At 68.9% G+C, this 14566-nt stretch carries 10 protein-coding genes; 4 read left to right on the forward strand and 6 right to left on the reverse strand.

Features of this window, described 5'->3' with window-relative positions:
* Positions 1-119: 119 nt before the first annotated feature.
* Complete coding sequence (locus ACQHI0_RS03170) at positions 120-272, forward strand: hypothetical protein (RefSeq protein ID WP_427906433.1); 153 nt, start codon at positions 120-122, stop codon at positions 270-272.
* A gap of 85 nt (positions 273-357) precedes the next feature.
* On the forward strand, positions 358-1986 hold the full coding sequence (locus tag ACQHI0_RS03175) for a protein kinase domain-containing protein (protein WP_427906434.1): 1629 nt from the start codon (positions 358-360) through the stop codon (positions 1984-1986).
* On the opposite strand, the gene ACQHI0_RS03180 is transcribed toward ACQHI0_RS03175, so the two are convergent.
* Positions 1924-3129, reverse strand: coding sequence for a DUF2254 family protein (locus ACQHI0_RS03180; protein WP_427906435.1), 1206 nt, complete (start codon positions 3127-3129; stop codon positions 1924-1926). The genes ACQHI0_RS03175 and ACQHI0_RS03180 overlap by 63 nt on opposite strands.
* Before the next feature lie 423 nt (positions 3130-3552).
* Between ACQHI0_RS03180 and ACQHI0_RS03185 the strand changes: the two genes are divergently transcribed.
* Positions 3553-4806, forward strand: a complete 1254-nt coding sequence (locus ACQHI0_RS03185; RefSeq protein ID WP_427906436.1) for a reverse transcriptase family protein — start codon at positions 3553-3555, stop codon at positions 4804-4806.
* A gap of 24 nt (positions 4807-4830) precedes the next feature.
* On the opposite strand, the gene ACQHI0_RS03190 is transcribed toward ACQHI0_RS03185, so the two are convergent.
* The 4 genes from ACQHI0_RS03190 to ACQHI0_RS03205 form a co-directional block, all read right to left on the reverse strand.
* On the reverse strand, positions 4831-9255 hold the full coding sequence (locus tag ACQHI0_RS03190) for a type I polyketide synthase (RefSeq protein WP_427906437.1): 4425 nt from the start codon (positions 9253-9255) through the stop codon (positions 4831-4833).
* On the reverse strand, positions 9252-9518 hold the full coding sequence (locus tag ACQHI0_RS03195; RefSeq protein WP_427906438.1) for an acyl carrier protein: 267 nt from the start codon (positions 9516-9518) through the stop codon (positions 9252-9254). Before ACQHI0_RS03195 ends, ACQHI0_RS03190 begins: the two co-directional genes overlap by 4 nt.
* A gap of 11 nt (positions 9519-9529) precedes the next feature.
* The gene (locus tag ACQHI0_RS03200) at positions 9530-11227 is read right to left on the reverse strand and encodes a fatty acyl-AMP ligase (protein ID WP_427906439.1); all 1698 of its coding nucleotides are present in this window, start codon (positions 11225-11227) and stop codon (positions 9530-9532) included.
* A gap of 148 nt (positions 11228-11375) precedes the next feature.
* Positions 11376-12269 (reverse strand): NADP-dependent oxidoreductase, encoded by an 894-nt coding sequence (locus ACQHI0_RS03205; RefSeq protein WP_427906440.1) that lies wholly within the window; start codon positions 12267-12269, stop codon positions 11376-11378.
* 86 nt (positions 12270-12355) lie between these two features.
* On the opposite strand from ACQHI0_RS03205, the gene ACQHI0_RS03210 reads away from it, so the two are divergent.
* Entirely contained in the window at positions 12356-12943 is a 588-nt protein-coding gene (locus ACQHI0_RS03210) for a TetR/AcrR family transcriptional regulator (RefSeq protein WP_427906441.1), read from the forward strand.
* 111 nt (positions 12944-13054) lie between these two features.
* Here the strand turns inward: ACQHI0_RS03210 and ACQHI0_RS03215 are convergent, their stop codons facing one another.
* Positions 13055-14437, reverse strand: coding sequence for a styrene monooxygenase/indole monooxygenase family protein (locus ACQHI0_RS03215; RefSeq protein ID WP_427906442.1), 1383 nt, complete (start codon positions 14435-14437; stop codon positions 13055-13057).
* Positions 14438-14566 lie beyond the last annotated feature (129 nt).

The raw sequence follows: 14566 nt of genomic DNA on the forward strand, positions 1-14566 counted from the left end.
GTATCCTCTGGTCAGGCAGATCGCAGGATCCTCTGCGACCCACGCCGATGACCGCATGCGGATGCCGCTAGGCTCGGCGCCACTACCGCTCAGGTAAACCGATACACGGGGGAACACCCATGACTGATCCGAACACCGTCGGCGCCGCACCGGTGCCGTTGTTCAGCGCCCAGGATCACAGCGACGCGAGCACGGCGCCCGCCGAGCCGGTCGCAGGCAACCAGTTTCCGACCTTCCTGGCCGCCGTAGGAGATCCAGACGCCACCACCTGAGTCGAATCGACCACCAGCGTGGGTGTGCCGGGGCGGATAGCCTGGGGCGCAGTCACGTGGGTGGTCGTGCTGCGAAGGAGTGGTGATGGAGTTCGGGCCAGGGGCGATCCTCGCGGGATACCGCATCGAACGCAGGCTCGGTGGCGGGGGAATGGGCGCGGTCTATCTGGCCCAGCATCCACGACTGCCGCGCCGGGATGCGCTGAAGGTCCTCGATGCGCGGTTGGCGGTGGAGCCGACGTTTCGGGCGCGGTTCGAGCGCGAGGCTGACCTGGCCGCCCGGCTGCGGCATCCGAATGTGGTGCAGATCTTCGACCGTGGGGTCGACGGCGATCGGCTGTGGATCGCGATGCAGTTCGTGGACGGCCTCGATGCGGCGCAGTTGCTGCGCCAGGGGCTGTCGGTGCTCACGCCGGAGCGGGCGGTGCGCATTGTCGCCGAGGCGGCCGAAGGACTGGACTACGCGCACCGGCAGGGTCTGTTGCACCGGGATATCAAACCGGCGAACCTGTTGATCGCGCGGGCCGATGACGGCACCGACGAGGTGCTGGTCACCGATTTCGGGATCGCTCGAAGTATGGGGGAGACAACAAGTCTCACGTCCGCGGGTTCGGTGCTCGGCACCCTCGCCTACGCGGCCCCCGAGCAGCTGGAGGGTCAGCCGCTCGACGTGCGCACCGATGTGTACGCCCTCGGCGGCACGCTCTACGAGCTGCTCACCGGGTTCGTTCCGTTCCAGCGGGAGAGTCCCGCCGCGTTGATCAGCGCGCATCTGATCGAACCGCCGCCGCGCCCGTCGGCCGGAAATCCGGCGTTGCCGTTCGCCTTGGACGCGGTGATCGCGCGGGCGATGGCGAAGAACCCGGACGACCGGTACGCCAGCTGCGGTGAGCTCGCCGACGCCGCGGTCGCCGCGCTCACCGGCATCCCCGCTCTGACGGATACCGCTGTGCTGCGGCGAGATACGCCGCCCACACCACCGAGCGGACGCTCACGGACACGCCGGGTCCTGGTCGGAGTCGGCGCCGCGGCGGCGGTGGCGGGGGTGACCGCGTTCGCCGTACTGACCGCCAAGGATCGGGGTGGGTCGGACGCGCCGGTGACCAAGCCTGCCGCGCAGATCGGTGCGGTCCCGGGCAGTCCGAACGCGGCGACTGTCCTGCGCCCGTGGCTCGACGATGTCCTCGCCGGTGACATGAGCGCACTGGTCCGCAAATGCTGGACCCAGTCGCCCGCCGAAATACCTGGGATGTACGGCGACGTCGCCCAGATCACCGACGCGGTGCGCCGGCCCGGCGTGCTCGGCCAATTCGGACCCTACTGGCAGAACGACACGCTCCAGGTGAGCTTGCGGCCCAGCGAGTTGCGGTCTGTCTACGGCTGCCCGATCGTCAGTGATCGGTCCGCGACCCAGCTCACCGACGAGCAGGCGCGCTACACCGTCGAACGGTATCTGAGCCGGGTGGTCGGTGATCCGGTGAACCCGGCCGACGTGGAACCCGACTACCCGCTCCTGTGCACCGGCGCCCAGCCCGGCACCGCGCTGTCCGGGGTGCGGCGCTTCGAGGACAAAGCGCTCACGGTGCGCGGTTCGACCGGGTCGGCCGTAACCGTCAGCGCGCCGGTGACCGGCGCGGACGGTGCGAAAACATCAATCGAGTTCACCCTCGACCAGGCCGCGAACGGGTTCTGCGTCGCCGGGATCGAGGCATAGCTCGGCGACCTTTCCGTCGAGTCGGGCCAATCGTCTGTCGAGCCCGGCGGCGCGCTCGGGGGTGGCGCGGTCGCGGATCCGGAGCAGGGCGCCTCGAAGACCTGCGACGACCATCGGCGAGCGGGCGGCGAAGGCGATGTCATCGACACCTGTCCGGAGGAATTCCTCCCATCCCGGCAGATGTACGACGAGCCTTTCGACACCGTCGCCATCGGCGTGGTGCAGTGATTCCAGCCGTGCCGCGGCCGCCCAGCCGAGCAGATCCTCCAACTGGTCGAGGGCCTGGACGGTGGTCGCCGGATCGTTCACCGCCGCGGACAACGCACGCAGCCCGATATCGGCCAGCAGCCGAACCGCCAGCAGCGGATCCTGATCGAAGGTCCGTTCATCGCCGACGGCGAGCCCGCGCAGCACCGTCTCCGCGGACAACTCCCCGCCGTGCACCGTTGCCACGCGATCGCCGTGATGCAGTGTGGCGCCCGGACTCTCGTGCACGACGATGGTCACATTCGCAGCCGTGGCGGCGTCGATCAGCGCGGCCGTCTCGACCCGTTGCAGCACCGCCGGTGGATGCCGCCAGACCACCGTTGTCAGTGCCGGTGGCAGCTCTGGCGCGGCGGAGCTGTGTTCGGCGTACATGGTGTCGAGCACCGTGCGTCCGCGGTCGGCGATCGAGCCGAGCGCGGGCGCCAGCTGAATAGCGGCGAACGCCCGCAACTGCAGGGTCCGCAATTGCGCGATCAGCACGAGCAGCAGCACCATCGCGAGCACCGGCACGAAAGCCGTTACCTCGATCTTCCTGCCGATGGCGAGTGCGGCGGTAATGCAGAACACGACCAAGCCGAGAGCGAAACCGAAGGTTCGCCAGACGAGGGGATCGTCGCGGAACAGCATCAAACGGGGGGTGAACGTGGTGGTCACCCACTGCACCACCAGGAACAGCAGCGAGAATATGAGGGCCACCGCGCCGAGCAAACCGATCCCGATCGAGAGCAGCGCGTCGGTCACCGGGCCGCTCGATACGCGTGGTCCCCAGCCGATCCTCGGGACGACCAGCCCCGCGCCGAGTCCCGCGAGCATGAAGGCGAGCTGGGCCAGACCGGCTCGCAGGCGGCGCGGGCGGCGGGTTATCCGGGCGTGCACTCGGCGCGGTCCGCATCGATGAGGTCGAGCCCCCTGGCGTCGCCGGGCGGGTGGTCGGTGACCACGGCGCGTCGACCAGCGCGGATCATCGTGAACCAGCCATCGACTCAGCTCCTGTCGGCACGACCAACGCGGACCTTGCGATGGTCACACATCGACCCGCGTGCCCGGCTCACCCGAAAAGGGTGACTCCCTCGGATTCGCGCCTCGGCGCGGCTCGTCCGGGGTTCGCCGCGGGTGTGTCTACAGTGGCCGGGTGCGACGGTGGCGGGGGGAGAGCGGGTCGGTTCGACCCACCTCAGGGGTAACCCCTGGGAACGTCTTGTCAGTTGGGCTCAGCGTCCGGAGCAAAGGCGCACGCTTCGCGTGCCGCGCAGCACCGCAGACGAAGGATTCTGGTCGCCCCGTCACTGTCGCACGCCGATGAGCCCGGCGATCGAGCCCGATCTGGCTGCGCGGCTGGCACGTTCGTTCGAGCTCCTCGACGACGGGTGGGGGTCCTCGACACTGGCCGAGGCGTTCGCCGAAGTGCTCGAACCGGGGCCGGCGCAGGAGCTCGCGGGGCGGGTGATCGACCTCATGCCGGTCGAGCCGGTGGATCCGGTGAACACGTTGCGCCGGGTGCTGGTCGACCTGCCGAAGCTGCCGACGACTGTTGTCACCCTCGATCCCGTTGTGGCGCCGATGCGATTCGGCGCGGTCGAGATCCCGGATCTCGCCGCGCTGGCCCTGTTGCTGAACGTGACGCCGACCGAGCTCGAGTGGTTCGCCGATCGGGGTGGCTGGCTGCGGCGCGCGTCACAACCGTTGTCGCACTATCGATATCGGCGACTACCGAAGGCGAAAGGGATGCGGCTCGTCGAGGCGCCGAAGGTGCGGTTGCGTGAGATCCAGCGCCGGATCCTGCACCGGGTGCTCGCCGGCATCCCCGCCGACCCCGCGTGTCACGGCTTCGAGAAGGGTTGCAGTGCGGCATCTTTCGCCGCGCCGCATGCCGGAACCGCGGTGGTGGTCCGGCAGGACCTGCGTGACTTCTTTCCCACGATCGGCGTGGCGCGGGTGCGTGCGGTGTTCGTGGCCTGTGGTTACTCCCCGCCGGTGGCCCGCGTTCTGGCCGAACTGTGCACCACCGCGTCCCCGGTGGCCGAACTGCGCGGACTCGACTACTTCCAGCGCACCATGCTCGCCGCCCGGCACCTGCCCCAGGGTGCCCCGACCTCGCCGCGCCTGGCCAACCTCGTCGCACGCGGCCTCGATCGCCGCCTGACCGGCTATGCGCGCCGCCACGGCCTGACCTACACCCGCTACGCCGACGACCTCGCCTTCTCCGGCAACGACCTCGATACCGCCCGGCTGATCTGGACGGTGACCCGAATCGCCCGCGACGAGGGCTTCACCGTGCACACCGGCAAGACCCTGATCCGCCGCGCCCACCAGCGACAGGTGCTGGCCGGGCTCGTCGTCAACGACGCCCCGGCCGCACCCCGCGACCGCTACGACGCCGTCCGCGCCCTGCTCCACAACTGTCTGCGCACGGGTGCCGCGGCTCAGAACCGCCACGGACACAACGACTTCCGCGCCCACGTCTACGGGCTGATCTCCTGGATCGGCGAAACCGGTCCGCATCGCCGCGCCAGACTTCTCGCGATGGCCGACCGAGTCGACTGGACCAGCTGACCTGCGCCGTCGCAGCGGCCGCGGTTAGTGGTCGACGAGGTCGTCGGCCGACATCCGCGCGAGTTCTTCGGCGAGAGCGGTGACGGTGTCGCGGATCTGGTCTTCGGAGTGGCAGGCCGTGACGAAGAAGCGGAGCCGGGCCAGATCCTCCGGGACGGCCGGGTAGATGATCGGGTTGACGTTGATCGCGCGGTGCAGCAGCGCGGTGGACAGTTTCAGCGTCTTCATCGAATCGCCGACAATGCACGGGATGATCGGGGTGTCGTGGCTGTCGCCGGTGTTGATACCCGCCTCGCCGGCGAGGCGCAGGAACAGTTCCGAGTTGCGCCGGAGACGGTCGAGCGGCTCGCGGTCGGCCCGCAACAGTCGCATCGCGGCCAAGGACGCGGCGGCGTTCATCGGCGTCATGCCGACGCTGTAGACGAAACCCGGGGTGGTGTACTTCAGGAACTGGACCAGGTCCGCGCTGCCTGCCACATAGCCACCGCAGCCCGCGAGCGCCTTCGACATCGTGCCGGACCACAGTTCGACATCACGGCGGTCGACATCGAAGTATTCGCCGATGCCACCGCCGTTCTCGCCGAGCACGCCGACGCTGTGCGCCTCGTCGATCATCAGCAGGGCCTGGTGCTTCTTCTTGATCTCGATGATCGCGGGCAGATCCGGGATATCGCCGTCCTGGCTGTAGACGCCTTCGATGAGAATGAGCACCCTGCGGTACTGGTGACGGATTTCGGTCAGCAACGCGTCGAGGGCGGCGTGGTCGTTGTGCGGGAACGGTCTGCGGGTCGCGCCGGACAGCTGGCAGCCCTGCAGGATGCTGTCGTGCGCCAGGCTGTCGTGGATCACCAGGTCTTCGGGGCCGACCAGATGGCCGATGACGGTGACGTTCGTCGAGTGGCCGCCGACCAGCGCGATCGCGTCCTCGGTGCCGAGCAGGGCGGCGAGTTCGGCCTCGAGTTCGCGATGGATCGGCTTTTCGCCGGAAAGCAGGCGGCTGGCCGAGACCGAGCTGCCGTAGCGGGCCACGGCGTCCTGAACGGCGGCGACGACGGCGGGGTGGCCGGACATCCCCAGGTAGTTGTAGCTGGAGAAGTTGACCACCTGCGTGCCGTCGATGAACGAGGTGTCCCGGGTGACGCCGTCGTTGATCAGGAAGTAGGGATTGGCCAGGCCGAGCGCATGCCCGCCGGCGAGCCGATCGGCGATGGCCCGCACTTCGGCGAAGTCGGAGATCCGATACTCGGGTTCGACGGCGGACGGCCTGACTTCGGCTGCAGGAGAGGTGATTTCGGTGGTGCCCGGCATCTCGGCCGACACGTTTCGCCCGGACGGTGAATCGGTGAAGTGGGCGATGACGTCGCCGAGCGTCGTTGTCCCCGTGATGAGCGTCGGGTCGATGGTCGTGCCGGGGAGTTTGCGTGCCAGGCCGGCGAACAGGTCGGTCAGCATGAGCGAATCGAATCCGAGGCCGTCACCGAGTGTTCGCGCGTCGTGCAGCCGGTCGGCGGGGAACCCGCTCACCCTGGCGAGTTCCGCGCGGACGATGTCGGCGACCGCGTCCGGGGCCCGATCGCGGCGCGCGGTGTCGAGGTGCGGGCCGGGCGCATCGGCGGGTGCCGTGAGCAAGCCTGCCAGCACCGCGTTCTGTTCACGGAAGAGCGCGATCAGTGGTTCGATCATCGTTGCCTCGGTATGTGCTTGCGGTGGTGGGGATTTCGGATCGAGTGCCGAGGCGCCGATTTCGCTGACAGCGGGTGGCTCCACCCAGAATCGGTGCGCGACGGAGAATTCGTACACGGGCAGGCGTCGGCGGACGCGCTGCGCGGGTTCGTAGAGCTCGTTCCACGCGGGGTCGAGACCGTCGCGGTACAGCGCGGCGACGGTGGTGGCGAGTTCGTCGCCGGTCGCGCTCGGGCCGGGGCTCGGGGACAGGCAGCGGGTGCCGAGGCCGGGGTCGATTCCGCGTACCGCCGCGGCGAGTACGCGGCGGGGTCCGACTTCGATGAGGTGTGTCGGGTCCGTGGCGAGCGCGGCTTGTACGGCGTCGCCGAAACGGACTGTGGCGCGGACGTGTTCGGTCCAGTATTCGGCATCCATCACCTCCTCGGGCTCGAGCGGTCGGCCGTGCACCGTCGAGTAGATGGGCAGGGTGGCGGCGCGGTAGGCACAGGTACTGGCGACCGCCTCGAACTCGGCCAGCATCGGTGCCATCAGCGGACTGTGGAACGCGTGCGACACGGTGAGTGGCTTCGCGCTCACCGCCAGTGGGCGCAGCGCCGAGGCGATGCGGTGCAGCGCTCGGGCGTCGCCGGAGAGGACGAGATCTCGCGGGCCGTTGACGGCGGCGATCACGATAGCGGGTTCGTCGGCGAGCAGGTCGGCGAGCTGCTCGGTGGTGGAGCGGACGGCCAGCATCGAGCCACCCGTCGGCAGCCGTTGCATCAGCCGCCCCCGTGTGGTCACCAGCTTGCAGGCGTCATCGAGATCGAAGACTCCCGCCACCGCCGCGGCGGCGAATTCGCCGATGCTGTGCCCGATCAGCCAGGCCGGCCGGATGCCGAGGTCGGCCAGCGTCTTGGCGATGGCGTATTCCATGGCGAAGATCGCCGGTTGCGCGAGGGCGGTGGGGTCGACGTCGGCGTGCTCGTCGAGCAGCAGGTCGCGGACCGAGCGGCCGAGGTGGGCGCCCATGGTGGTATCCACCAGGTCGAGCGCCTGCCGGAACCCGTGGCTCGCCTCGTGCAGCGTGCGCCCCATTCCGGGGAATTGCGATCCCTGGCCGGTGAACATCCAGCCGACGCGTACCGGCCGCGCGACACCCTGCTGTTCTGCCCGCAGGCTCTCGTCCTCGCGCGTGCGGTCGCCGGTGCGCGACGGCGCGGTCGGCTCGTTGCGGGTGCGACCATCGGATGACGCGCCGGTGCGCAGTTGCGCTATCGCCTCGTCCCGGTTGTGGGCGACGACAGCGAGCCGGTGCCGACCCGACGACTTGACCTGATTGCTCGTCCAGCAGAACTGGGCGAAATGGTCATCCGGCACCGATCTCAATGCCTCGGCCATGCGAATCGCGTTGCGCCGCAATCCTTCCACGCTGTCCGACGACAGGGTGATCACCCTCGCCCCGGACGCCCCTGAGGTCCCGGTCGTTGCGGAGGCCCCGGACGCTGCGGGCGCCGTGGTGGCGCTGGCGCTGGCCAGCACCATGTGTACGTTCGTACCGCCGAGCCCGAAGCTGCTCACCCCACAGTGCGCGGGCCGGTCGAGTGGCATCGGGTCATCGAGCAGGCGCAGGCCGTGCCGTGCCATCTGCAGGCGGGGGTTCTCCTGGTCGGCGAATCGCGACGGCGGGACGAGACCGTGGTGCAGGCTGAGGACGGCTTTGATGAGTCCGGCCACGCCCGCCGCCCCCTCGGTGTGGCCGAGGTTGCCCTTGATCGATCCGATCCCGCAGGGTCGCGCCCGATTGCCCCCGTGCAGCTTGCCGAGCGCCTTGACCTCGATCATGTCGCCGAGAACCGTTCCGGTGCCGTGCGCCTCGATGAAGTCGATGTCGGTGGCCGGTACGCCCGCCCGTCGATAGGCCTCGCCGATCACCTTCTCCTGCGCCCACCGGTTCGGCGCGGTGATGCCGTTGCTGCGCCCGTCGGAATTGACCGCACTGCCTTTGATCACCGCATAGATCGGCAGCCCCTCGGCCTGCGCGTCGGCCAGGCGGCGCAGCACGAGCACCGCGACGCCTTCACCGCGCACGATTCCATCGGCGTTGCCGCTGAACGGTTTACACCGTGCGTCCGGCGCCGACAGTCCTGCCTGGGTGTAGAACACACCGACGGCCGGGGTCAGCACGAGGTTGACCCCGCCCGCGACGGCTTGGTCGCAATCGCCCGCCGACAGGGCATTGCACGCGAGATGGACCGCGACCAGCGACGACGAGCATGCCGTGTCGACCGCGATACTCGGCCCCGCGAGGTCGAACTGATAGGACAGCCGGTTCGCGGTCATGAAGTATCCGTTGCCGGATCCGTGCTGTGGGGTGATCGCGGCGTAGTCGCTCATCTGCAGGTTGGCCCATTCGTTGGCCATCACGCCGACGTAAACTCCGGTCCGCGAACCGGATTGCGCACGCGGATCGAGCGTGGCGTCCTCGAACGCGCGCCAGGTGGCCTGCAGCAGCAGCCGTTGTTGCGGGTCCATCGACTCGGCCTCGTGCGCGGTGATGCCGAAGAACTCCGCGTCGAACGCGTCGGCATCGTCGATGAAGCCGCCGCTGCGGGTATTGATGGTGCCGGGCGCGCCGGCCGGGTCGTGGAAGTCGTCGGCATTCCAGCGGCTCGACGGGACTTCCGAGATCGCGTCGCGGCCGTCGATCAGCAACTGCCACAACCGCGCCGGGTCGGCGGCGTGGGGGAAGCGGCAGTCGAGGCCGACGACAGCGATATCGGTCATGCCGCGACGGAGATTTCGGCGGTGAGGTAGGTGGCGATGGCCGCGATGGTGGGGTATTCGAAGACCAGGGTCGGGTCGATGTCGAGCATCCACCGGTCTTCGATCTCGCCGCACAGGGCCACCGCCGACACCGAGTCCATGCCGAGTTCGGCGAGCGGGATCGTCGGATCCACCTGGTGCGGTGCGCGTTCGGTGTAGTCGGCGACCCGCTCGATGAGCCAGTCCTCGGTCGTCGCGGCGTGGGTGGTGATGGTGGCGAACATGTTTCGGCTCCTCAGCGGGTCGCGGTCGATGATCGGCTCAGGGCCGGTTCGAGATCTTCGTGCAGGACGGTCGACAGGCTGTTGTCGAGGAAGGCTTCGCGCATCGAGGCCCGTTGGACCTTGCCGCTGGTGGTGCGGTGTACGGAGCGGCTTTCGACGAGAACGACACTCGGTGCGGGGACATCGAAACCGCGGGCGACCGCGATCTTGATCGTCGAGGTCAGCTCGGCGAGGGTGGTACCGCGCAGCAGCGCGGTCTTGATGCCCTGCATGACGACGAGTCGTTCCCGGCCACCGGCTTCGACGGAGACGGCCACGCCGGTCGTGAGCGCGGGGTGCGACTGCTCAACCAGTTCCTCGACATCCTGCGGGTAGAGGTTTCGGCCATTGATGATCAGTAGGTCCTTGAGCCGCCCGGTGACGAACAGTTCGCCGTCGCGCAACATCCCGAGGTCGCCGGTGCGCAGGAACGGCCCTTCGTCGCCGAGATACGCGTCGAAGGTGTGGCGGGTCTCCTGCGGCCGGTTCCAATAGCCGGCCGCGACGCTGTCGCCGCGAACCCAGATCTCGCCGACGGTGTCGTCGATGGCCTGCTGCCCGGTGTGCGGGTCGACGATGCGGACGGTGAGACCGCGCGCCGGTTGTCCGCAACCGACCAGCAGGCTGTCGGTTCCGGCGGTGACGACAGGCTGTGCGTCGATCGGCCCCGCGGTGACGAGCAGCGTCGCCTCGGCCAGGCCGTAGGCGGGTAGCAGTGCGGTCGGACGCCACCCCGCGGGCGCGAACCGTTCGCGCATCGCGGCGATGGTTCGTTCGCGGACCGGCTCGGCGCCGCACAACGCCACCTCGAGGGTGGACAGGTCGAGGGTGGCCAACTGTTCGTCGGTGACGCGCTTGGCGATCAGCTCATAGGCGAAGTTCGGTGCTGCGGTGCAGGTCGCGCGGTACTTGTCGATCGCCTGCAGCCAGCGAACGGGGCGCTTGAGAAAGGTGGTGGGCGACATGAACACCAGGTTCGCGCCGGCGTAGATCGAGGCGAGCAGCGATCCAATCAGGCCCATGTCGTGAAATTGCGGGATCCAGGTGACCCCGGTCGAGGCGTCGTCGATGCCGATCGAGGTGGAGATCGCGGCTTCGTTGTGCAGGAGGTTGCCGTGGGTCACGACGACACCCTTCGGGGTGCCGGTCGAGCCGGAGGTGTACTGCAGGAACGCGATGGTTCCGGTGTCGATGGCGGGCAGGCGCCACGCGTCGGGGTCACCGAGCTGTTCGTCGGTGGCCACCACGGCCGCGGTCGTGGCCGCGGCGACCATCGGCTGGAAGTTGGCGGTGGTGAGCACCAAGCGGGCGCCGGAGTCGGCGATGATGCCCGCTACGCGCCGGGTGCTGCGCTCGTCGTGCGGCAGCGGCGCGGGCACCGCGATGACGCCGGCGTAGAGGCAGCCGAGGAAGGCCCGCAGGAAAGCCATCCCGTCGTGGTAGAGCAGGACGACGGGTTCCGTCGATTCCGGGCGCTCGGCCAGCCACGCGGCCAGGGCTCTGACATCGCTATCGAGTTCGCGGTAGGTGAGGACCTCCTCGGTCAGCTCGCGCCCTGCCTCACGCAGGTAGGTGTAGGAGCGCGTCTCGCCGTAGACGCGAACCTGCTGCCTGACGTGGTGCACGTAACTGAGCTGCATGTGGCGTTCCTTCACAGGGGAGAAAGTCATAGGGGTCGACTATGACTATCCGCTCTCTGTGTCGGTCCGGATAGTGCCCGCAGGTATCACCCAGCTAACCCGGGGGTGGTCTCGCCGCACCCTTGGGTGTGGCGGCCGAACCGCCCGAATCCGCGTCCGCTGTTGGTGCGAGAACGGCTCAGACGACGATGACCCGACGCCCTCGCGAGTGACCGGTCCGGCTATCGATGTGGGCCGCGGCGGCCTCGGACAGCGTGTACGACTGCTCGACCGGGATACGGAGCTTTCCCCGCGCGATCAGCGCGGCGGCCGTGGCGAGTGCGTCCGGCACGCTCCCGGCCACGCCGGAGAACCGCACCCCGAGCTTCGGCGCGTCGAGATCCGCGATGGAGACGACCGACTGTGGATCCCCGGTCAACTCGACGAGTTCGCGGATCACCCCCGAGCCCGCCAGATCGAGGGCCGCGTCAACAGCGCCGAGCCGCCGCACCCGCTCGACCCAGCCCTCGCCGTATGTCGTGGTGCGAGCGCCAAGGCTCCGCAGATAGTCCTGGTTCGCGGCCCCCGCGGTGCCGATCACCGTGATGCCACCCTCGCGCGCGATCTGCAGCACCGCCGATCCGACACCCCCGGACGCACCGCTGACCAGCAGCGTCTGTCCGGCCTGGACCCCGACCTCACCGATGACGCGCAACGCGGTCTCTACCACGGAGGGGTATCCGGCGGCTTCTTCGAAGGTCAGGCCCTCGGGCATGGCGGCCCAGGCCGACAGCACGGCGAACTCGGCATAGGTGCTCGAGCCTTCGCCGAACACGTGGTCGCCGACCTCGACGTCGTCGACGCCCTCGCCGACTTCGTCCACCACCCCGGCCGCATCCAGCCCGACTCCGGCGGGCAACTCGATCGGATGGGCCCCGAGGATCTGGCCTTCGCGCAGCCGCCAGTCGACCGGGTTGACGCCCGCCGCGCGCACCGCGACGCGTATCTGGCCGGGGCCCGCGTGGGGTTCCTCGGCATCGATGAGTTGCAGGACGTCCGGACCGCCGAACTCGGCGAAGATCACTTTCTTCATGTCCCGAAGGTAACACTAACAGTTAGTATTTTGAAACGGGTAGGACTTCATAACTGATTCAGGTTCGTAACTGGTAGCCTCCTGGCATGACCGTGCCGACCGGACGTCGTGAGCGCAAAAAGGCCGCGACCCGCCAGAAGATCGCCGATACCGCCCTGCGGCTCTTCCTGGAACGCGGGTACGACGAGGTGGGCATCCGCGAAGTGGCCGCTGCGGCCGACGTGGCTGTCACCACGCTCTTCGCCCACTTCGCCGCCAAAGAGGCCCTGGTGTTCGAGCGCGATGAAGTCTTCGAGCAAGGACTGGTGCGCGCGGTCACCGACCGGGCGGCCGACGAACCGCTCATCCCCGCGCTGCGTCGCGAAATCCATTCCATGGTGCGACATTGCTCGGCGGACGGCGCCGCCCCGATCTGGCGCATGATCGACGGATCGCCCGCGCTGCGCAGGTACGGGGAGTCGATGCGGCTACGTCATGCGCAGGCGCTGGCAGCGGCCATCGCCGCCGATCCCGCACTGGCGCGGACCGCGACGGAGAGCGCGGCCATCGCCAGGTTCGTGATCGACGCCTATTCGCTGGGCCGGGAGGCCGCCGATCCAGCGGCTGCGGTCGACGAGATCTTCCAGATGATCGAGGCGGCCTGGGAGGTCACCCGCCCCGGGGTTCGCGCGTAGCGCCTGTCCCGGGTCTCGCCGGGCAGGTCACATGGCTCGGTGATCGCCGAGCAACTATCGGTCCGGCCGACCGCGGGTGTGCGTAGTGGTCGGCCGGACCCGGTGTGCGCGTTACCCGACGGCTGCCGGGGCGAATGTCGAGCGTTCGAAGCGCCCGGCCGGGGCGAACTTCGCCAGCAACTCGCCCGCGTCGGCCCCGGTGACCTCGGCGACGTAGGCGGCGGCGTCGGCGGGGGAGTCGATGGGCAGGAACGGCTGTGGGCGGTGCAGCAAGCCGACCAATGCCGAGGCGAACTTCGGGTTCACCGCGGCGGTGGCGAAGAACTGGCCGCTGATGTCGGCGAATTCCGGGTCGCTGAGGAACAGGCGGGTCACCTTGGCGGCGGCGTCGCTGCGGGCAGCGAGGAAGGCGGCGTACTGGTCGCTGATCCACTGCTCGTCGAACGGTCCGTCGTGCACGGCGGCAGCCGCGACCAGGCGCTGCGCTTGGATCAGCCCGCTCTGCGCGCCCTGACCCGCGACCGGGTCGTAGGCGACCGCGGTGTCACCGAGGGCGGCGACCGGATGACCGCCCGCGGTGCGCCCCACCCCGGCCCGCACGACCGGTCGGACCGCGCCCTTGAGCCAGGAGTGCGGGTCTTCGGCGATCACCTGGGTGGCCTGCACTTCCGGTAGATCCCAGTCGATGTAGTCGCGGTAGAGATCCTGCACGATCCGCAACGCCGATTCGGCGGAATCGGCTGCGGCGAAACGGGTTTCCCAGTCGCTGCCGGGGCGGGCCCAGCCGAGGAACGCCCAGCTCGGGCCCGCGTCCTTGTGCAGGTACGGACCCCACCACGCCTCGCCCTGTTCGGCGAGAATGGAGAACAAGCTGTGCGCGCCACCGGCGGGGCTGCGGTGCGCGAACACTCCGGGGTCGAAGTCGAGGCCGGTCACGGTGACCGTGAGCAGCGAGCGCTGCGGCTTGTCGTAGACGGTGCGCTCCTCGTCGATCGGGAACAGGTCGGCCAGCCCGCCGCGGCCGGTGGCGACCAGGGTGAGGTCGTTGCCGGCGGCGATGGCGTCGAGGGATTCAGGGGTGACCGGTTCGACGACGAAATCGCCGCCGCGTTCGATGAAGGTCGTGAGACGTTCGTCGGCCTTGAGCCGGGTGTCGACGGCGACGCCGACGTAACCCTCGAAAGTGCCGTCGAAGGCGATCAATTCGGCGTTCTCCGGCCCGGCGATGCGCACACTGAGCCCCGTGTGGCGGGGCGCGCGGCCGGTATAGCTGTCGAGTCCGAGCGCGGCCTCGGCCTGCTGGGTCTCGCCGAACTCCAGGGCGGTGCCGGTGGCGGGAACGTCGTCGCGGAGTGCGCGCTGATCTCGGTCGCTGTAGAGGGTCACGGTGAAACCGGCGTCGAGAAGACCTAGCGCCGCAGTGACGCCGGTTTGGCCGGCGCCGATTACCGCGGCCGAACGAGAGGAACGGGAAACGGGAGTCTGCGATGTCATACCGGAATGGTGCGCTTGCCTCGGTCCGATGATGAGTGTTGCGATCAGCGGGAATCGATCTAAATACCTTGTACCACAACGTATGTCAATGCACGCACGCCGATCTCGCCGGGCCGGGGTCGGCCTGGC

This window comes from Nocardia sp. FBN12 (genome assembly GCF_050320175.1).
Classification (GTDB): Bacteria; Actinomycetota; Actinomycetes; order Mycobacteriales; family Mycobacteriaceae; genus Nocardia.

What these genes read in the sequence shown, in the direction of transcription:
- ACQHI0_RS03215 (WP_427906442.1), bottom strand. Translation starts at nt 14,437, where the DNA reads ATGACATCGCAGACTCCCGTTTCCCGTTCCTCTCGTTCGGCCGCGGTA.
- ACQHI0_RS03200 (WP_427906439.1), bottom strand. Translation starts at nt 11,227, where the DNA reads ATGACTTTCTCCCCTGTGAAGGAACGCCACATGCAGCTCAGTTACGTG.
- ACQHI0_RS03190 (WP_427906437.1), bottom strand. Translation starts at nt 9,255, where the DNA reads ATGACCGATATCGCTGTCGTCGGCCTCGACTGCCGCTTCCCCCACGCC.
- ACQHI0_RS03210 (WP_427906441.1), top strand. Translation starts at nt 12,356, where the DNA reads ATGACCGTGCCGACCGGACGTCGTGAGCGCAAAAAGGCCGCGACCCGC.
- ACQHI0_RS03175 (WP_427906434.1), top strand. Translation starts at nt 358, where the DNA reads ATGGAGTTCGGGCCAGGGGCGATCCTCGCGGGATACCGCATCGAACGC.
- ACQHI0_RS03170 (WP_427906433.1), top strand. Translation starts at nt 120, where the DNA reads ATGACTGATCCGAACACCGTCGGCGCCGCACCGGTGCCGTTGTTCAGC.
- ACQHI0_RS03195 (WP_427906438.1), bottom strand. Translation starts at nt 9,518, where the DNA reads ATGTTCGCCACCATCACCACCCACGCCGCGACGACCGAGGACTGGCTC.
- ACQHI0_RS03185 (WP_427906436.1), top strand. Translation starts at nt 3,553, where the DNA reads ATGAGCCCGGCGATCGAGCCCGATCTGGCTGCGCGGCTGGCACGTTCG.
- ACQHI0_RS03205 (WP_427906440.1), bottom strand. Translation starts at nt 12,269, where the DNA reads ATGAAGAAAGTGATCTTCGCCGAGTTCGGCGGTCCGGACGTCCTGCAA.